The 18,566-nt window shown below is 72.9% G+C and carries 12 protein-coding genes and 1 pseudogene; 1 reads left to right on the forward strand and 12 read right to left on the reverse strand.

Features of this window, described 5'->3' with window-relative positions; translation table 11 throughout:
- Window positions 1-8: 8 nt before the first annotated feature.
- Window positions 9-1,100: a GGDEF domain-containing protein gene (locus tag QC826_RS03610; RefSeq protein ID WP_279766373.1), complete on the reverse strand. Its 1,092-nt coding sequence runs from the start codon at window positions 1,098-1,100 to the stop codon at window positions 9-11.
- A gap of 71 nt (window positions 1,101-1,171) precedes the next feature.
- Window positions 1,172-3,247 carry a two-component regulator propeller domain-containing protein gene (locus QC826_RS03615; RefSeq protein ID WP_279764432.1) on the reverse strand — a complete coding sequence of 692 codons (2,076 nt, stop codon included), beginning with the start codon at window positions 3,245-3,247 and terminating at the stop codon, window positions 1,172-1,174.
- A gap of 422 nt (window positions 3,248-3,669) precedes the next feature.
- Here QC826_RS03615 and QC826_RS03620 point away from each other — a divergent pair, with 422 nt between their 5' ends.
- Entirely contained in the window at window positions 3,670-5,460 is a 1,791-nt protein-coding gene (locus tag QC826_RS03620) for a DEAD/DEAH box helicase (protein WP_409567760.1), read from the forward strand.
- Between the two features lie 86 nt (window positions 5,461-5,546).
- Here the strand turns inward: QC826_RS03620 and rffA are convergent, their stop codons facing one another.
- From rffA to QC826_RS03665, 10 genes and pseudogenes are all read right to left on the reverse strand, one after another.
- Window positions 5,547-6,674 carry a dTDP-4-amino-4,6-dideoxygalactose transaminase gene (gene rffA, locus QC826_RS03625; protein WP_279764433.1) on the reverse strand — a complete coding sequence of 376 codons (1,128 nt, stop codon included), beginning with the start codon at window positions 6,672-6,674 and terminating at the stop codon, window positions 5,547-5,549.
- 11 nt (window positions 6,675-6,685) lie between these two features.
- Window positions 6,686-7,048 (reverse strand): EamA family transporter, encoded by a 363-nt coding sequence (locus QC826_RS03630; RefSeq protein ID WP_279764434.1) that lies wholly within the window; start codon window positions 7,046-7,048, stop codon window positions 6,686-6,688.
- A gap of 117 nt (window positions 7,049-7,165) precedes the next feature.
- Complete coding sequence (locus QC826_RS03635; protein ID WP_279764435.1) at window positions 7,166-7,390, reverse strand: GNAT family N-acetyltransferase; 225 nt, start codon at window positions 7,388-7,390, stop codon at window positions 7,166-7,168.
- A 412-nt stretch (window positions 7,391-7,802) separates the two neighbouring features.
- Window positions 7,803-8,345 (reverse strand): hypothetical protein, encoded by a 543-nt coding sequence (locus tag QC826_RS03640; RefSeq protein WP_279764436.1) that lies wholly within the window; start codon window positions 8,343-8,345, stop codon window positions 7,803-7,805.
- A 74-nt stretch (window positions 8,346-8,419) separates the two neighbouring features.
- A pseudogene (locus QC826_RS31545) lies at window positions 8,420-8,761 on the reverse strand (glycosyltransferase family 2 protein); the annotation flags it as partial.
- A 159-nt stretch (window positions 8,762-8,920) separates the two neighbouring features.
- The gene (locus QC826_RS03645; RefSeq protein WP_279764437.1) at window positions 8,921-10,846 is read right to left on the reverse strand and encodes a hypothetical protein; all 1,926 of its coding nucleotides are present in this window, start codon (window positions 10,844-10,846) and stop codon (window positions 8,921-8,923) included.
- Window positions 10,847-11,003: 157 nt separating this feature from the next.
- Window positions 11,004-15,188 (reverse strand): glycosyltransferase, encoded by a 4,185-nt coding sequence (locus tag QC826_RS03650; protein WP_279764438.1) that lies wholly within the window; start codon window positions 15,186-15,188, stop codon window positions 11,004-11,006.
- Between the two features lie 14 nt (window positions 15,189-15,202).
- On the reverse strand, window positions 15,203-16,504 hold the full coding sequence (locus QC826_RS03655; RefSeq protein ID WP_279764439.1) for an FkbM family methyltransferase: 1,302 nt from the start codon (window positions 16,502-16,504) through the stop codon (window positions 15,203-15,205).
- Window positions 16,495-17,745 (reverse strand): ABC transporter ATP-binding protein, encoded by a 1,251-nt coding sequence (locus tag QC826_RS03660; RefSeq protein ID WP_279764440.1) that lies wholly within the window; start codon window positions 17,743-17,745, stop codon window positions 16,495-16,497. Before QC826_RS03660 ends, QC826_RS03655 begins: the two co-directional genes overlap by 10 nt.
- Window positions 17,742-18,542, reverse strand: a complete 801-nt coding sequence (locus QC826_RS03665; RefSeq protein WP_279764441.1) for an ABC transporter permease — start codon at window positions 18,540-18,542, stop codon at window positions 17,742-17,744. The genes QC826_RS03660 and QC826_RS03665 overlap by 4 nt, the downstream gene beginning before the upstream one ends.
- Window positions 18,543-18,566 lie beyond the last annotated feature (24 nt).

Genomic DNA, 18,566 nt, shown 5'->3' on the forward strand with positions numbered 1-18,566 from the left:
GATTTTGGCTAGTCGAGCGCCGGCAGCGCCAGCAGGGCCATGTTGCGGCCCTTTTCCTTGGCCCGGTACATGGCGCGGTCGGCCTGTTGCAGCAGCCGCTCGGGCGTGTTGTCGCCGCCCGGCAGCAGCACCGCCACGCCGATGCTGATGGTCACCACGCCGAACGGCGAGGCGGCGTGCGGCAGTTGCAGCTTGACCAGCTCGGCGCAGATCGCCTCGGCCACGCCGAAGGCGTCGGCGCTGTCGGTGGCCGCCGCCAGCAGGGCGAACTCCTCGCCGCCGTAGCGCGCCACCAGGTCGGTGGTGCGGCGGCCGTGGCTGGTGATCAGCTCGGCGACGGCGCGCAGGCAGGCGTCGCCGGCCAGGTGGCCGTAATGGTCGTTGTATTTCTTGAAGTGGTCGACGTCAAGCATGGTCAGCGCCACCGTCTGGCCGGTGCGTTCGGCGCGGCGCCATTCGCGCTCCAGCGCCAGGTCGAAGCCGCGCCGGTTGGCCACGCCGGTCAGGCCGTCGGTGGTGCTGAGCGCGGCCAGCTTGCGGTTCGACGCCTCCAGTTCGCCGGTGCGTTCCTTGACCAGCTGGCGCAGCTCGCGCTGCTGGCGCGTCACGCGCTTGAGGCGCAGCAGGTGGGCGCCGAGCAGGGCGCCCACCGCCAGCAGGCCGGCCAGCAGGCGGAACCACCAGCGCTGCCAGAACGGCGGCGTGATGGTGATCTGCAGCGTGGCCGGCTCGGGGTTCCACACGCCGCGGTGGTTGGCCGCCTTGACGCGGAACAGGTAGTTGCCCGGGTTGAGGTTGGTGTAGCTGGCCACGCGGTGGGCGGCGTCGGCCGCCACCCAGTCGCGGTCGAAGCCCTGCAGCTGGTACAGGTAGCGGTTTTCGCCCGGCTCGGTGTAGTGCAGCGCGGCGAACTCGATGGCGAACACCGAGGCCTGGGCCGACAGGGTCAGCCGGGTCGGCGCCGTCAGCGGCCCCTCGATGGTGGTGCCCTCGCCCAGGCCGCCGTTCTGCAGCGAGCGGTTGAACACGCTGATGTCGGTGATCGCCACCTGCGGCGCCACCGAGTCGCTGCGCACCGCCGCCGGGTCGACGGCGGTCATGCCGTGCACGCCGCCGAAGTACAAGCGGCCGGCGCCGTCGGCGGCCGAGGAGCCGACGGTGAAACCCTCGCTCAGGCCGTCGGCGGCGGTGAAATGGCTGACCTTGCCGCTGCGCGGCTCGAGCCGGTACAGGCCGGCGATGGTGCTGCACCAGATGTTGCCGGCGGCGTCGTCGCGGATCGCCAGGATCTTCGCCGCGCGCATGGGCGCCGCGTAGGAGCGGAAGGCGACGGCGCCGTCCGGCCCGTCGAGCACCAGGTCGAGGCCTTGCCGGTGCCGATCCAGACGCGGCCGGCGGCGTCCTGGTGCAGGCTGGAGATGTTGTCGTCGCTCAGGCCGGCGGCGTTGTCGGTGCTGTGGCGGAAGTGGCGGAACTTGCCGCTGCGCGGGTCGAGCAGGTCGAGGCCGCCGCCGTTCCATTCCGAGCCGGCCCAGACCCGGCCGGCGCGGTCCTCCAGCACCGCCGAGGTGCCGTTGACGCTGCGGCTGCTCGGCTCCTTGGCGTCGTGGTAGTAGATGCGGCGGGCGTCGTTGCGCGGGTTGTAGCTGATCAGGCTGTTGCCGGTGGCGAGCCACAGCACGTCGCCGGCGCCGGGCGCGATGAAGTTGATGAAGTCGCTGGCGGTGTTGCCGAAGTGGACCACCCGGAAGGCGCCGTCGGGCTTGTCGAGCCGGTTCAGGCCGTTCGAGGTGCCGGCCCACAGCGGCCCGGCGGCGCTGCCGTCGGCGCCGATGCGCTGGTACATGCTGTAGACGATGTTGTGGCTCAGCGCGCCCGGCCGCCGCTCGTCGGCGCGGTAGTTCTTCAGCACGGCGCCGCTGGCCGGGTCGTACAAGCTCATGCCGACGTTGCCGCCGAGCCAGACGCGGCCGGCCGGCGCCCGCGCCAGGCTGAGCAGCGCGTTGCTGGCCGGCATGGAGCGGCTGTCGATGCGGAACGGCACGTGGCGCGTGAAGCCGCCGCTGCTCAGGTTGGCCAGGCTGATGCCGTCGGTGAAGGAGGCGATCCACAGCATGCCGCCACGGTCCTGCATGACGGCGCGCAGGTTGTCGCCGGCCAGGCTGTTGGGGTCGTCGGCGGCGTGGACGAACTGGTCGAACCTGCCGGCCGCCGCGTTCCAGCGCAGCAGGCCTGCCGACAGCGTGGTGCACCACAGCGTGCCGGCGCTGTCGACGTAGAAGTTGGTGACCCGGCTGTAGGGCGCGGCGACGGCGCGGCGGCCGGCCCAGTCGCCCTTGCCGTCCCAGCGCAGCACGCCGGACTCGGTGCCGATCCACAGCGCGCCCTGGCGGTCGAACTGCAGCGCGCGCACGATGTTGCCGCGGGCGTCGGGCTTGGCCGCCGCGTCGACCTGGTGGTGGACGAAGCCGCTGGCGCCCGGCGCCAGGTAGTCCAGCCCGCCGGGCCAGGTGGCGGCCCAGACGCCGCCGGCGGCGTCGCGCGCCAACGCGTTGATGTCGTTGCTGGCCAGGCTGTCGGGGCGCGCCGGGTCGTGGCCGTAGACGGCGAACCTGCCGCTGGCCGGGTCGAAGTGCTGCAGGCCGCCCCAGCTGGCGATCCACATGCCGTCGGCGCCGTCCGAGACGATGCTCTTGATGATGCGGTGGTTGTTGGGCGCCTGCGCCGGGGCGAACACGGTGAAGTCGTTGCTGGCCGGGTTGAAGCGGGCCAGGCCGTTCTGTGTGCCGGCCCAGATGCCGCCGCGGCGGTCCTCGAACAGGGCCGAGACGCGGTCGTGCGGCAGGCTGCGCGGATCGGCCGGCTTGTTGCTGTACTTGACGGCGTGGTAGCCGTTGTAGCGGTACAGGCCGTTGGTGTGGGTGCCGACCCAAACGTAGCCCTTGCGGTCCTGCATCAGCGACAGCATCGACGGCTCGTCGTCGCCCAGCGGGCCGAGCTTTTTGAAGCGCAGCGACGGCGCCGGCGCGGCCGCCGTGGCCGCCGTGGCCAAGGCGGCCGGCGGCGCGGCCGGCGCCAGCGGGGCCAGCAGGGCCAGCAGCAGCGCCAGCAGCAGGGCCGGCAGGGCTTGCAGCGGCGCCAGCAGTGCCAGCAGCGGCCTCGGCGGGGCGCCCGGCGCCCGGCGCGCCGGCGCGTAACGGGTCAGGCAATAACGGTTCGACGGAGGAACCGGCGGTGGCACGGGCATGGCGGGGGTATCCGGTGGCGCAAAGGACTTGCGGGGTGGTTTCGCGGGGGAATTCTGATGTCGGGAAGGTAATTGTCTGGAACAGAGTGGCTATTATACATTCCAATCATGCAATAATTTCCCTACAAAAAGTGCTGTTTTCGTGTGCAGTTGCGCCGATTTAGGGTATAGTTTACGGCGCTGATATTGTATCCATGTCTGCGCGCGCGATGACGGCCAGGCCGTCGTGGCGCTTCCTGTGTGGCGCCGCCGCCTGCCTTCGCCTCGCTCTCCCCCAGTGTCGGTCCACCATCGCCCCGGAGCGCGCAGGTGCCTAGCCAGGGCCGGTTCCGGCCGGGCGCGAGTCCCGGCCGCCGCACGCAGAAACTGTTGTTTATTGAAGAAAGCATGGCTGCCCGCTGGACGGAAGCCGACCAAAATCTATGTCTGAAAACCAGATCCACACCCTGCCTGGCGCCGAGTCCGCCCCCGCCGCCGTTGCGGCCATTGAACAAGTCGCCGCTGTTGAAGCCGCGCCGGTCGACACCGCGCCAGTCGAAGCGGCAATTGTTGCAGCCGCACCCGCCGCACCCGTCGCAGCAACCGCAACAGCCGCAGCAGTCGAAGCCGTGGCCGTGGCCGTGGCCGCCGCGCCGGCCGACGCCGCCGCCCCCGCCGCCGATGTCAAGTTCGCCGACTTCGGCCTGTCGCCGCTGATCCTGCGCGCGCTGACCGACCAGGGCTACGTCCACCCGACGCCGATCCAGGCCCAGGCCATCCCCGTGCTGCTGCAGGGCCGCGACGTGATGGGCGCGGCGCAGACCGGCACCGGCAAGACCGCCGGCTTCGCCCTGCCGATCATCCAGATGCTGCTGGCCCACGCCAGCGCCAGCATGTCGCCGGCGCGCCACCCGGTGCGCGCGCTGATCCTGACGCCGACCCGCGAGCTGGCCGTGCAGGTGGCCGAAAACGTCAAGGCCTACGCCCAGCACACCCCGCTGCGCTCGACCGTGGTGTTCGGCGGCATGGACATGAAGGGCCAGACCACGATATTGAAGGGCGGGGTCGAGATCGTCATCGCCACGCCGGGCCGCCTGCTCGACCACATCGAGCAGAAGAACATCAGCCTGGGCCAGGTGCAGATGCTGGTCATGGACGAGGCCGACCGCATGCTCGACATGGGCTTCCTGCCCGACCTGCAGCGCATCATCAACCTGCTGCCCAAGCAGCGCCAGAACCTGATGTTCTCGGCGACGTTCTCGCCGGAGATCAAGAAGCTGGCCAACACCTTCCTGAACAACCCGCTGACCATCGAGGTGGCGCGCAGCAACCAGACGGCCGACAAGGTCAGCCAGGTGGTCTACAAGGTCGCCGACGAGCACAAGCGCGACGTGGTCGCCCACCTGCTGCGCCAGCGCGACCTGAAGCAGGTGATCATCTTCTCCAACACCAAGATCGGCGCCTCGCGCCTGGCGCGCAGCCTGGAGCAGGAGGGCATGAAGGCCACCGCCATCCACGGCGACCGCACCCAGCAGGAACGCATGGCCGCGCTCGACTCGTTCAAGAAGGGCGAGATCGACGTGCTGGTGGCCACCGACGTGGCGGCGCGCGGCCTCGACATCTCCGACCTGCCCTGCGTGATCAACTTCGACCTGCCCTACAACGCCGAGGACTACGTCCACCGCATCGGCCGCACCGGCCGCGCCGGCGCCTCCGGCGACGCCATCTCGATCTACTCGGACAAGGACGAGCGCCTGCTGGTCGACATCGAGAAGCTGATCAAGCAAAGCATCAAGCGCGGCGAGCTGGTCGGCTTCACGCCCGGCGTCGGCCGCGGCGAGGAGCGCGCCAGCGAGCGCCGTCCGCGGCGCGGCGAGGGCGGCGCGCCGGCGCCGCGGCCGTTCGAACGCTCGGCCGAGCGCAGCGGCGGCGATCGCGGCGGCGCGGAGCGCAGCGGCGGCACGGACCGCGGCAGCACGGAACGCAGCAGCAGCACGGACCGCAGCAACCTCGAACGCGGCGGCAGCGGCTTCGAGCGCGGGCCGCGCCCGGGCGGCCCGGCGTCGCGCCGCGACAAGACCGACCCGTGGTTCCTCAAGCCCTACGAGCCGGCCAAGAGCGCCGTGCCGGCGCCCAGCGCCTCGCTGGCCAGCGCCACCGGCGCCGGTGTCAAACCGAAGCAGAAGGTGGCGGCCCTGCTGGGCGGCCTGCCGAAACAGGCCCCGGCGCAGTAGGCGGCGCCGCGACGGACGTGAAAAAAGCAGCCTAGGCTGCTTTTTTTTCGTCCGCCGGCGCGGCCGCGCGGTGGCGGCCGGCGCGGCTACAACACCTCGCGCAGGGCGCGCACGACGCGTTCCTGCTCGGGCTCCAGGCCGACCCACAGCGGCAGGCGCAGCAGGCGGTCGGACAGCTGGTCGGTCTGCGCCATGTCGCCGTGGAAGCGGCTGCGCAGGCGGCCGGCCGGCGCGCTGTGCAGCGGCACGTAGTGGAACACGCTGTTGACGCCGCGCTCCTTGAGCCCGGCGATGACGCGGCCGCGCTGCTCGAGCGAGTCGAGCAGGATGTAGTACATGTGGGCGTTGTGGACGCAGCCGTCCGGCACCAGCGGGCGGCGCAGCTTGCCGGCCGCCTCCAGCGGCGCCAGCGCGGCGTGGTAGGCGTCCCACAGCGCCAGGCGGCGCGCCGTGATGCTGTCGGCCTCCTCCATCTGCGCCCACAGGAAGGCGGCGATCACCTCGCCCGGCAGGTAGGACGAGCCGACGTCGACCCAGGTGTACTTGTCGACCTGGCCGCGGAAGAACTGGCTGCGGTTGGTGCCCTTCTCGCGGATGATCTCGGCGCGCTCGGCGAAGCGCTCGTCGTTGACCAGCAGCGCGCCGCCCTCGCCGGCGATGATGTTCTTGGTCTCGTGGAAGGAGTAGGCGCCCATGTGGCCGATGGTGCCCAGCGCGCGCCCCTTGTAGGTCGACATGATGCCCTGGGCGGCGTCCTCGATGACGATCAGATTGTGGCGGCGGGCGATGTCCATGATGGTGTCCATCTCGCAGGCCACGCCGGCGTAGTGCACCGGCAGGATCACCTTGGTGCGCGGCGTGATGGCGGCCTCGATCTTGTCCTCGTCGATGTTGAGCGTGTCGGCGCGGATGTCGACGAAGACCGGCACGGCGCCGCGCATGACGAAGGCGTTGGCGGTCGAGACGAAGGTGTAGGACGGCATGATCACCTCGTCGCCGGCCTCGACCTCGGCCAGCAGCGCGGCCATCTCCAGCGCCGCCGTGCAGGAGTGGGTCAGCAGGGCGCGGGCGGTGCCGGTGTGCTGTTCGAGCCAGCCGTGGCAGCGCTTGGTGAAGCTGCCGTCGCCCGACAGGTGGCCGTTGGTGTGCGCCTGGGCGATGTACCACAGCTCGCGGCCGGTCATGAAGGGTTTGTTGAAGGGGATGGTTTGCATGGTTTCTCCGGTTAGCCCTGGGCGGCGACGACGGTGCCGAGGCAGATCAGGGTGACGCCGACGAGTCTGGTCATCGACATCGGTTCGTGGAACAGCCAGGCGCTCAGCGCCAGCACGATGACGAAATTGAGGCTCATGAAGGGGTAGGCGTGGCTCAGCTGGAACTTGGTCATCGCCCCCATCCAGGCCACCGAGGCGAGGAAGGCGGCGGCGAAGGCGCTGACGATCCACGGGTTGAGCAGCAGGTGCAGCAGGAAGGCCAGCTTGCCGCCGCCGTCGGCCGGCAGGGCGCCGGCCTGCAGCACCTGCATCTTGATGGCGATCTGGCCGTACACGGTCAGGGCGATGGTCAGGGCGATGTAGAGGTAGTTCATGGCCGCCTCAGCACCACTGGTGGAAGGTGTAGCTGCTGGCGCAGGGCTCGAAACCCTGGCGGCACCAGACCTTCTGCACCGCCAGGTTGGCCAGCTGGGTCGACACCAGCATGCGCGTCAGGCCCCGCTGCCGGCCCAGTCCTGCGCCAGCCGCATCAGCGCCTGGTACAGGCGGCGGCCCTGGTGCGCCGGGTGGACGCCGAACAGCACACCCTCGAACTGGACGGCGTCGTGGCGCTTGAGCGTGGCGAAGGCGACCGGCGCGCCGGCGTGCTCGAGCAGCAGCACGGCGTCGGCCACCGCCGTGTCGCGGCAGGAGTGGCCGGCCCAGCTCGAATACACCAGGTCGGCGTCGGCCGCCGCCAGGCGCGGGTCGGCGTGGTAGTGGCCGGCGTAGCCGCGGAAGGTCAGCCCGGCCAGCGCCTCGACGGCGGCGGCGTCGGCCGGCGTCGCGGCGCGCGCCGTGTAGCCCTCGGGCAGCGCGGCGGCGGCGCCGTCCAGGCCGTCCTTGCGGTAGTAGACCAGGGTGTCGCACAGCCGGGCGCCGGCGCGCTCGAGCGCCTGCGCCTGGGCCAGGCCCGTCGCCCGGGCAGCGGGCGATCAGCAGCTGCACGCCGCGCGCGGCGCACCAGTCGAGCGCGGCGGCCAGCGGCTCGCCGGCGGCCAGCGCGGCCTTGGCGGTGACCACGCCGAAGCGGGCCAGGTCCATCGGGGACAAATCTATTTTCATCGGGTTCTCCGTGGTGGGGGGCGGCTAGCGCGGCGCCTCGCCGGTGGTGCAGTTGGCGGTGGCGCGGCGCACGATGTAGAGCGGGCGCTTCTTGGTCTCGTCGAAGGCCTTGCCCAGGTAGACGCCGAGGATGCCGAGCAGGCCGATGACCAGGCCGCCGATGAAGTACAGCGAGACGATCAGGCTGGCCCAGCCGGGGATCGGCGAGCTGTGCAGCAGCGAGCGGCCGGCCAGGAAGCTGCCGAAGCCGAACGCCACCAGCGCCATGGTCAGGCCGAGCCGGGCGGCGATGCGCAGCGGCTTGTCGGAGTAGGCGATGATGGTGTCGGCGGCCAGCTTCCACAGCTTGGCGAAGGTGTAGGTCGACTTGCCGTCGAAGCGCTCGTCGTGCGCCACCTCGACGCCGGCGGTGGGGAAGCCCATCCATTGCACCTGGCCGCCGAAGAAGCGCAGCTGTTCGCGCATGCGGCCGAAGTTGCGCACCACCTGGCGCGACATGATGCGGAAGTTGCCGCTGTCGCCGTCCAGCTCGAAGTCGGCCAGGTAGCTGAACAGGCGGTAGTACAACCACGAGGTGGCGCGCTTGAGCAGCGGTCCTGCCGCTTGCCGCGCAGCGCCAGCACCACGTCGTAGCCCTCGAGCGCCTTGGCGTACAGGCGCGGGATCTCCTCCGGCTGGTCCTGCAGGTCGCAGTCCATCACCACCACCCAGTCGCCGCGGCAGTGGTCGAGGCCGGCGGTGATGCCGTAGTGCTGGCCGAAGTTGCGGCTGAACTGCAGGCCGACCACCCGCGGGTCGGCGGCGGCGAGGCGCTCGATCACCTGCCAGGAGCGGTCGCCGCCGCAGTCCTCGACCAGCACGATCTCGAAGTTCGGGCTGAGCGGTTCGAGGGCGCCGCACAGGCGGCGGTACAGTTCGTCGAGCATGGTCTCGGCCTTGTAGACCGGGACCACGACGGATATCAAAGGAGGGGTGTTGTGCATCGTGGGCTCTTGTCTGCGCCGGGGCGGTCGGCCCCGGCCGGGTTCATGGTGCTGGCGCGCGGCGGATCTCGGCGCCGCGCATGGTGAGGCGGCCCTTGCCGCTGCTGATGGCGCGGAACTCGACGGCGTTGAGCTTGCGCTCGCTGCTGAAGGCCAGCGTCAGGCGCTGCGCGCCGGCGCGGGTGATGGCGCGGTGGGCGATGCTGTGGCCGCCGTCGACGGCGACGTCGACCAGGCCGAAGTCGTCGACGCCGGCGCCGGCCGCCTCGAGCTCGAAGCTGACCTCGAAGCTGCCCTCGTCGAGCGTGCGGAAGGGGCCGAAGGCGAGCACGCCGGACTGGCCCGGCTCGGCCACCAGGGCCGGCGGCGTGCCCTGCAGCGTGCCGACGGCGTGCGGCGTGCTGGCGTCGACCGGGTAGGCGGCCGGCCGGCGCAGTTCGGTGTCCCACTGCGGCAGGGCGGCCGCCAGGTTGCCGGGGAAGACCAGGATCTGCGCGCCCTCGAACGCGAGGCGGCGCGGCGTGCCGGCCAGCCGGCCCAGGCGCTCCAGGTCGAGCGCGGCCAGTTCGTCGGCGCCCAGCAGCAGGAAGGTCGGGCCTGCCAGGCGCTGGCGTTGTACCAGCGGTTCGACGCCAGCTTGCGCATCGGCTGCGGCAGGCCGCGCTCGACGACGATCTGGCGCACCCGCACGCGCTGGCCGCTCAGCACGCTGAGCTTGCCGGCGTTCCAGAAGGTGGCGTAGCCGTACTGCAGGCCCTGGCCGGCCAGGAAGTCGATCATGCGCGTGTCGCGGGTGACCAGGCGGGCGCCCCGCCAGGGCAGGTCCAGGTTCTCGCTCAGCGGGCGCAGATAGGTGGTCGGCGCGCTGCCGGCCAGCACCAGCAGGACGGCGCCGCCGGCCAGCCGCGGCGCCAGGCCGAGGCCGCGGCGGTCGAGCACCACCCCGGCCAGGCCGAGCAGCAGCAGGATCAGCGAGGGCACCAGGTAGCGCGCCGAGGCCTCCGGGCTGTGCATGTCGGCCAGCGTGGTGGTGGCGGTGACGAACAGGTTCAGGCCGGTCGAGGCGGCGCTGAAGACCAGCACGAACAGCATGCCGCCGCTGGCGTGGCGCAGGCCGCGCCACAGCGCCCAGGGCAGCAGGTAGAGCAGCGCCAGCGCGGCCAGCAGGCGCAGCGCCTGGTAGACGCTGAAGGCGCCGAGCACCTTGGCGCCGGTGGTGGGCAGGCCGTCGAACAGGCTGAGCAGGCCTTCCAGCACGCCCAGCACGTTGCGCCCCATGTCCGCCGGGCTGAGCCAGAGCAGCGGCGCGGCCGGGTCGTTGTGCACGTGGCGCAGGGTGTACAGGTGCAGCAGCACGCCGCCGGCCGCGCCCAGCACGGCCAGGACGGCGCCGGCGTAGCGCGGCGGCGGCGCGGCGGCGCCGGCCCGGCGGGCGGCGCCGCGCTCGTGCCAGCGCAGCGCCAGCAGCGCCGCCAGCAGCGGCAGGGCGTAGCCGGCCATGCCGCGCGACGGGCTGCCCCAGAACACCAGCAGCAGCAGCAGGGCCGCCGCCGCCGCCCACAACCAGCGGGCGCGGCCGGCCGCGCGCCGCTGCGCCCAGTAGGCGTACAGCAGGAAGCCGACCATGTAGAACATGGTGCCGTAGGCGCCCTGGCCGAAGATGTGCTCGGCCAGGATGGGCGACATGCCGGCGCTCAGCACGGCCAGGCCGAGCAGGGTGGCGGCGCGCGACAGGCCCATGACGCGGCAGACGGCCCAGGCCGCCAGCAGGGTCAGCGCGGCGGTGGCCAGGTCCGACACCGCGTGCAGCGGGAAGCCGTTGGGGAACCAGCGCAGCAGCGGCACGATCCAGGTTTGCGTGTTGAGCACCCACAGGTCGGCGTTGGCGTAGTTCCAGTCGGGCGGGAAGTAGCGGCCGGTCTCGGCGATCTCCTGCGCCAGCAGGTTCTTGACGGCCGAGTCGGAGTGGTAGCTCAACTGGTAGTCGACGGCCAGGTAGAACACCAGCAGCAGCAGGTTCAGGCCGAGCAGGGCCGGCAGCCAGAGGCGGCTCAGCTTGGCGTGGTCGGGGCGGCGGGTGGACATGGGGGCGGGCTCGCTAGCGGGTGGGAAAAAGGGGGACATTATAGCCCAACATTGCCAAATCAACTATGTGCCGGGCGGCCCCGCCCGGCGCCGCCCGGCGCCGCGCCAGGGCGCATGGATGCCGGGCCGGCGCCCGTCCGGGCGGACTCGGCGGCGCTCAATATTGTGACAAAGTGTAAGCGGGGTCGGCCGCCAGGCGGACCGGCGCCTGGCGGTACCAGCGCTGTTCCAGCAGGCAGGCCAGCATCTGGCCGGCGGCGTCCGCCCAGCTCAGGCGCGGCATCGCCGCCGAGGCCGGCGCCCGGCCGGCGGCGCGCAGGGCCAGCCAGTCGGCCAGCGCGGCGGCCAGGGCGGCGCCGTCGTCGGCGCGGAAATACCAGGCGTGGCCGCCGCCCACCTCGCGGAACACGGCCAGGTCGCGGGCGATGACGGGCAGGCCGTGCTGGGCCGCCTCGACCAGCGGCAGGCCGAAGCCCTCCGCCGCCGAGGCCGCCAGCAGGGCGCTGCTGCCGCGGTACAGGCGGGCCAGCAGCTCGTCGCTGGCCGCCTCCAGCCAGAACAGGCGGCGGCCGGCCTCGGCGTGGCCGCGCAGGCGCCGGGCGACGTGCTCGACGCGCCAGCCCGGCTTGCCGACCACCACCAGGTTGCACTCGACGCCGTCGCGCCACAGCCGCTCGAGCGCCTGCAGCGCCTGGGCGTGCATCTTGCGCGGCTCGAGCGTGCCGACCATCAGCAGGGTCGGCCTGGCGGCCAGCGCCGCCAGCACGGCCTCGTCGGCGCCGCCCAGGCCGGCGCTGGGCGCGCTGGCGGCCAGGTCGGCGCCGAGGTGGCAGTAGCCCACCTGCAGCGGCGCGGCGCGCGCCGGCGGCGCCTGGCCCAGCCAGTCGAGCAGGTCGTCGGCGGTGGCGCGCGAATTGCACAGCAGGCCGTCGGCCAGCGCGGCGCAGGCGGCCAGCCAGCGCTCGAAGGCGGCGCAGACGCCGGCCTCGAACCATTCCGGGTGGCGCAGCGGCAGCAGGTCGTGGACGAAGAAGTACAGGCGCACGCCGTGGCGGCGCAGGCCGGCCAGCAGCGCCTGGTTGCGCGCCACCTGCTCGAGCGCCAGGTCGAGGCCGAAGAACAGGTCGCCCGGCCGGGTCCGCAGCGGCGCCTCGGCGCCGGGCGCGGCGCGGCGCCAGCCGCCGCCGGCCTCGGCCTCGGCGTAGGCGTAGTAGCCGCCGGCGTCGTACACCGGGCGCACGCGGCGGCCCGGCGGCGGCGCCGCCAGCAGCGCCAGCAGCACGGCGCGGCTGACCCGCTGCACGCCGGAGCGGGCGTCGTGGCCGATCAGCTCGGACAGGTCGAGCAGCAGCTGGGGCGTCGGCTCAGCGCGCATCGGCGTCCCCGGCGGCGCCCGCCAGCAGGGCCAGCGCGGCGTGGCCGGCCGGCAGCAGCGCGGCCAGCCCGGCCGGCGCCAGCAGCGCCACGCCGCGCCGCGCCAGCGCGGCGGCGGCGGCGGAGGAGGGCCCGGCGGCGCCAGGCCGAGCAGGCAGTCGCCCGGCCGGATGTCGGCCACGGCGTCGTCCAGCGCCAGGTCGGCGCGGCCGATCAGCTCGAGCGCGTGGGCGCGCGCGTAGTGGTAGCGCTGGCCGACCAGGCGCACCGGCTCGACGCGCAGGCCGGGCGGCGCCGCCAGCAGCAGCTGCAGCAGCAGGGCGCGCGCGGCCGCGTCCGCGTCCGCGTCCGCGGCCCCGTCCCCGGTCTCGACCCCGACCTCGACCAGCAGCTGGCGGCCGTGCCAGCCGGCGCCGTTGGCGGCGATGCAGGCGGCCGTCTGCAGCCAGTCGGCCTGGCTCGGCGCGGCGGCGGCGGCGATGCCGCCCAGGCCGGCGAGCAGCTCGGCGTAGCGGGCCTGCGGGCTGTGCCGGGCGATCTGTTCGATCGCCTCGTGGTACAGCGCGCCGACGTGGGCCGGATGGTGCACCTGGTGCATGTGCGCCAGGGCGCGCCGCACCAGGCCGGCGGCCAGGCCGGCCTCGTCGCGCAGGCGCAGGATGGCGTCGCTGAGCTCGCCGGCGCTGAAGTCGTCGGGCAGCTTGAGCACCACCTCGTCGGGCACCTCGGCGGCCGAGCCGTGGGCGTTGATGATGGTCGGCAGGCGGTAGGCCAGCGAGTCGAGGATGGTGCCCGAGGTCTCGCCGCGCGAGCGGCTGCGCAGCTGCACGGCGCAGTCGGCCGCCGCCAGGTAGGCGCGGAACTGCTCCTGCGAGACGAAGCCGGTGATCTTGACGCGCGGCCGGCCGGCCATGCGCGCGGCCAGCGCGTTGCCGAACTTGCCGACGTGGTTTTCGCCGACGAACACCAGGTGGCAGCGCGTGTCCTCGTTGAGCTCGGCGCGGTCCAGCCAGGCCTCGAGGATCTTCTCGTTGCACTTGGTGATGGCGACCAGGCCGAAGGAGCACACCAGGAAGTCGTCCTCGGCCAGCCCGAGGGCGGCGCGGGCGGCGCCCCGGTCGAGCGGGCCGGGCAGGGCGCGCAGCAGCGGGATGTAGCGCCAGTCGGCGGCGCGGCCGGCGCCGTACCAGCGCTCGGCCAGGGTGCGCGAGTAGGACGAATGGACGATCACGCCGGCGGCCTGGTCGAGCACCGCCTTGTTGCAGGGGTACTCGTAGTAGGAGGCCTCGCGGCCGCGCTCGGCCTCGTCGACCAGCGCGCGGTAGCCGTGCGAGGCGTACAGCATCTGGCAGTAGGCGTTCGGCGTCTGGCTGGCGCTGGCCAGGTAGTTGACCGCGCCGCTCAGGTAGAAGTCGTGCATCACCACCACGCCGGGGTGGCGCGCCAGCAGGGCGAACATGTGGGCGTGGAAGGCCGAGTTGCCGAAGTGGTAGAGGATGCGGTCGTAGCGCTCGGCGTTCTGGTCGAACCAGTCGGCGCTGCGCACCGGGAAGTTGGCCTCGACCCAGCGCTCGCGCACCTCGGGCTGGCTGACCACCACCTCGATGTCGTAGTAGCGCGCCAGCTCGGGCAGCAGCTCGACGCTCTGGTCGGCCACGCCGGTGCGCTCGGGCGGCAGCGGCGAGACGTAGGCCAGGCGCGGCCGCCGCGCCGGCGCCGCCGCCACGCTGGTGCGCGCCGCCGCCTGGCGCCGCGCGTGCAGCTGCTCGAAGGCGTCGAGCGCGCGCCGCGCGCTGGCGTCCCAGGAGAACAGCCTGGCCTGGCGCAGGCCGTGGCCGGCCAGCTCGGCGGCGAAGTCGGGCTGCTCGAGCACCTGCGCCATCTTGGCCGCGATGGCGTCCGGCCGGGTCGGGTCGAACAGCGCGTCGGCGCGGCCGATCACCTCGGGGATGCTGCTGTTGTGCGAGCCGATCACCGGCACGCCGCAGGACATCGCCTCCAGCGCCGGCAGGCCGAAGCCCTCCTGCAGCGAGGGGAAGACGAACAGCGCGGTGTCGTTGTAGAGCGACACCAGGTCGTCGTCGGGGACGAAGCCGGTCAGCACCAGGTCGCCCTCGGGCAGGCGGCACCGCGCCGCCAGCGCCTGCAGGCGCAGGCGGTCGGCCGGCTGCACGCTGCACACCACGGCCAGCTGGTAGCGCGCGCGCAGCGGCGCCGGCAGCATGGCGTAGGCCTCGACCAGCGCCTCGATGTTCTTGCGGTAGTCGATGCCGCCGGTGTACATGATGTAGTCGCGGCGCAGGCCGTAGCGCGCGCGCAGGGCGGCGCGCTGGGCGGCGTCCTGCCGGCGCGGCGCGAAGATGGCGTCGACCGCCGAGGAGATGTTGACCACCCGCTCGGGCGCCAGCTGCAGCGCGTCGAGCGCCTCCTGGCGCGAGTGGCCGGAGATGGCCAGCAGCAGCTCGGCGTTCTTCAGGCTCTGCAGCTTGCGGTAGTACCAGTTGGCCACGTGCGGGTCGCCCAGGTAGGTCTCCTTGCGCAGCAGCGGGATCAGGTCGTACAGGGTGACGGCGCTGTCGAACTGGCCGCGGCCGTGCAGCAGCGAGACGCAGGCGTCCTCGCCGAAGCCATCGAACAGGCTGGAGACGTGCACCACGTCCGGCGCCAGGCTGGCCAGGTAGTGCTCGCGCAGCTGCTCGGCGGCGCGCAGGCGCCAGCTGTTGAGCGGCTGGTGCTCCCAGATCTGCGCCGGCAGGCTGTAGCAGGAGATCTGCGAGGCCGGCATCAGCCGGCCCAGGCTGGCGCGCAGCTGGTCGACGCCGTCGGGCAGGGCGCCGTTGAGGGCGACGCGCAGCTCGTGGCCGCCGGCCTGGCGCAGCATGGCCTGCAGCAGGGCCATCGAGTAGCGGCCGATGCCGCGGTTGGTGCTGGAACCCTGGCAGGCTTGCAGGTCGATTACGATACGCATGGGGGGGGCTCGGGTCAGGTGGGTGGGGCGTGGCCGCTGGCGCGGCGCAGGTCGTCGAAGATCCGCCGCGCCGCCTCGGGCAGCGCGGCCAGCTCGGCCGGCGGCGCGGCGGCGGCGGCGGCGTGGTTCTGGTTCAGTTGCAGGCGCAGCTTGAGGGCGCGCATGGCCGGCACCAGGAAGGGCAGGCGCGAGACGGCGCGGCGCAGGAGGAACGACAGCGCCGGGCGCGCCGTGACGAAGCGCAGCGCCCGTCCGGCCAGGCCCTTGGCGCGGCGCAGCACGGCGCCGCGCAGGCGCGCCGGCAGGCGGCGCAGCCAGTGGCCGGCGCGGCGCAGGCGCAGCTTGCCCTCGCGCAGCGGCCGGGTCAGGCGCCACGACAGGCTGGCGTAGGTGCCGGCCAGCGCCGCCTCGGCCAGCGCGGCCTGGGCGGCGCGCGCGCGCAGGCCGGGCAGCTCGGCCTCGGCGGCGGCGGCGCGCGCCGCCGCCTGCTCCAGCGCGGCCTGGGCGCGCTCGGCGCGCCGTTCCTGCTCGGTCAGCAGGGCGTGCTTGTCGCGCCACTCGCGCACGTGGGCCTGGGCCCACTCGCGCGCCTCGACGGCGGCCGCCTCGGCGGCGGCGCAGCGCGCCCGCCAGCCGTCCAGCGGCTGGCTGTAGGGGTGGTCCTCGGCCAGCACGAAGTCGTCGGCCGGGTGCGGCGGCAGCGCCAGCGCGGCGGCCAGCGCGGCCTGCTCGGCGGCGACGTAGTAGTGGTTGAGGCCGTCGACGTGGGCCAGCCGGTAGTCGGCCGCCGCCAGCTCGGCCAGCGCGGCGCCGCCGGCGGCGCGCAGCACGATGATCCAGGGCCGCCAGCGCGCCAGGTCGAGGCCGGCCAGGGCGGCCCGCTCGGCGCCGCCGGCCAGGGCGAGGAAGTGGATCGGCCCGTCGACGTGCTCGGCGCAGACCTGGTCGAGCGTCTGCAGCTCGACCCGGTGGCGCAGCACCACGCCGCCGGCGGCGGCGTGGGCGGCGGCCAGCGCGGCGTCGTAGGTCGAGCCGGCCGTGCCGGCCAGCTCGTAGTAGTCGGCCTGGCCGGCGCCGGCGCCGGCGCCCAGCGCCAGGCTGGTGTCGGCCGGGCGGGCGATGCGCAGGGCGCGCAGCGGCGCCGGCGCCGGCTGCAGGTTGACGCCGCTCCAGCCGCGCGCGTAGAAGGCCTGGCTGGTCGAGACGGCCGGCGGCGCGGCGCCGCCGACCTCGATGTAGCGGCCGTGCTCGACGTGGCGCAGGGCGCGCCACAGCAGCACGTCCTCGAAGTTGTGGGCGTGGCAGGTCAGGCGCATGGCGGGGTTGCTCCGAAGTCGTGGTCGATGGCGATGACGGGGTCGAGCCAGGCGCAGCCCTCGAAGTAGCCGTGGCTCAGGTTCATCACCTCGAACACCAGGGCCAGGTCGCGCCACTCGTAGTTCTGGCCGAGGTGGTTGTCGTTGCTGTGCAGCGCGGTGGCCACCGAGTAGCTGCCCGGCCCCAGGTTGAGCGGGAAGGCGCAGCGCACCCGCAGGCGCGCGCCGGCGCGCAGGCCGTCCAGCGGCAGCAGCTTGTGGAAGGTGTTGGTGCCGAAGATGTTCTGCCCCAGCCGGTCCTTGATGCGGTAGCCCAGCGTCAGCTCGGCCAGGTCGGCGTGCACGGCGACGTCGATCCGCAGCGTGACGGCGCTGCCGACGTCGTGCACCTCGGCCGGCTCGCCGCGGGCGTTGAGCAGGGCGATCGCCAGCACCGTGGCCTCGCCGGTGCCGGAGATGGTCCGCACCTTGCCGTCGGCCAGCGTCTCCTGGCGCACCTGCACGCCCTCGCGCTCGGCCAGCATGGCGTTGTACAGGTCCATGATCTGCTCGGGCGTGCCCTCCTGGCTGACGCGGCCGCCGTCGAGCAGGATGGCGCGGTCGCACACCGACTGGATCGCCCCCTTGTCGTGCGAGACGATCAGCAGGGTGGTGCCCTCGGCGCGGAAGGCGCGGATGCGCTCGAAGCTCTTGTGCTGGAAGTAGGCGTCGCCCACCGACAGCGCCTCGTCGACGATCAGCACGTCGGGCCGGCGCGCCGTGGCGACGGCGAAGGCCAGGCGCATCTGCATGCCGCTCGAGTAGACCCGCACCGGCTGGTCGAGGTACTCGCCGATCTCGGCGAAGGCGGCGATCGAGGGCATCAGGTCGTCGATCTCGGCCAGCGACAGGCCGAGCAGCTGGCCGGCCATGTAGGCGTTCTGCCGGCCGCTGAAGTCGGGGTGGAAGCCCATGCCCAGCTCGAGCATGGCGGCGACCCGGCCGCCGATGGCCACGCTGCCGCTGCTGGCGGCGGCGGTGCCGGTGATCAGCTTGAGCAGGGTGCTCTTGCCGGCGCCGTTGATGCCGATGATGCCCAGCGCCTGGCCGGGGGCGACGCTGAAGCTGACGTCGCGCAGCACCCAGATGGTCTGGTGGCGCGGCCGGCCGCCCGGCAGCAGCCATTCGAGCAGGCGGGCGCGGTGGCTGGGGTAGCGCTTGTAGGCCTTGCCCAGGTTCGTTACTTGTATGCTGCCGTTCACAGTTCGTCCACCATTTCACCCGCGCGGCGGCGGAAAAGTTGCATGCCCAGCAGGCACAGGAGCACGGCCAGCGCCGCCGTCGGCAGCAGGCCGGCCCAGGCCGGCGCGCGGCCGTTGACCAGGATCTCCTGGTAGCCCAGGATCAGCGGCGCCATCGGGTTCCACACCAGCAGGGCGCGCGCCTCGGCCGGCAGCACGGCGACCGGGTAGACCACCGGGGTGAACCAGAACCAGAACTGCAGGGCGATGTTGAAGAACTGGCCGACGTCGCGGAAGAACACGTTGAGCACGCCCAGGATCATGCCCAGGCCGATGGCCAGCAGCACCTGCAGCGCCAGCAGCGGGAACACGGCGAAGTAGACCCAGCCGGGGAAGTCGCCCGCCAGCAGCAGGAAGGCGGTGAACAGGGCGAAGATGATGGCGAAGTTCAGGCCGGCGTTGCAGACCACGATGACGGGCAGGCACAGGCGGGGGAAGTTGATCTTCTTGATCAGCCCGGCGTTGTCGATGAACACCGCCTGCGCCTTGCTGGTGATCTCGGCGAACAGGTTCCAGGTCAGCACGCCGGCGCACAGGTAGATGCTGTAGGCGTAGGGCGAGCTGGCGCCGGCCAGGCGCGAGTGCATCACCTGCGAGAAGATCACCGTGTAGACGACGATCATGGCCAGCGGGTTGAGCACGGTCCAGGCGGCGCCGAGGATGGAGTTGCGGTACTTCGACTGGAACTCGCGGCGCACGCTGCCGGCGATGAAGCCGCGGTAGTTGGCCAGGTTGCGCAGGCGCGCCAGCAGCATCATGGCGCGCTGGCGCGCGGCGGCGCG

The sequence above is a fragment of the Rugamonas sp. DEMB1 genome (assembly GCF_029834475.1).
Lineage (GTDB): Bacteria > Pseudomonadota > Gammaproteobacteria > Burkholderiales > Burkholderiaceae_D > Rugamonas > Rugamonas rubra.

Excerpts from the sequence above, each read along its gene's own strand:
- QC826_RS03610 (WP_279766373.1), bottom strand. The coding sequence starts at position 1,100 with ATGACCGCCGTCGACCCGGCGGCGGTGCGCAGCGACTCGGTGGCGCCG.
- QC826_RS03615 (WP_279764432.1), bottom strand. The coding sequence starts at position 3,247 with ATGCCCGTGCCACCGCCGGTTCCTCCGTCGAACCGTTATTGCCTGACC.
- QC826_RS03620 (WP_409567760.1), top strand. The coding sequence starts at position 3,670 with ATGTCTGAAAACCAGATCCACACCCTGCCTGGCGCCGAGTCCGCCCCC.
- rffA (WP_279764433.1), bottom strand. The coding sequence starts at position 6,674 with ATGCAAACCATCCCCTTCAACAAACCCTTCATGACCGGCCGCGAGCTG.
- QC826_RS03630 (WP_279764434.1), bottom strand. The coding sequence starts at position 7,048 with ATGAACTACCTCTACATCGCCCTGACCATCGCCCTGACCGTGTACGGC.
- QC826_RS03645 (WP_279764437.1), bottom strand. The coding sequence starts at position 10,846 with ATGTCCACCCGCCGCCCCGACCACGCCAAGCTGAGCCGCCTCTGGCTG.
- QC826_RS03650 (WP_279764438.1), bottom strand. The coding sequence starts at position 15,188 with ATGCGTATCGTAATCGACCTGCAAGCCTGCCAGGGTTCCAGCACCAAC.
- QC826_RS03655 (WP_279764439.1), bottom strand. The coding sequence starts at position 16,504 with ATGCGCCTGACCTGCCACGCCCACAACTTCGAGGACGTGCTGCTGTGG.
- QC826_RS03665 (WP_279764441.1), bottom strand. The coding sequence starts at position 18,542 with ATGATGCTGCTGGCGCGCCTGCGCAACCTGGCCAACTACCGCGGCTTC.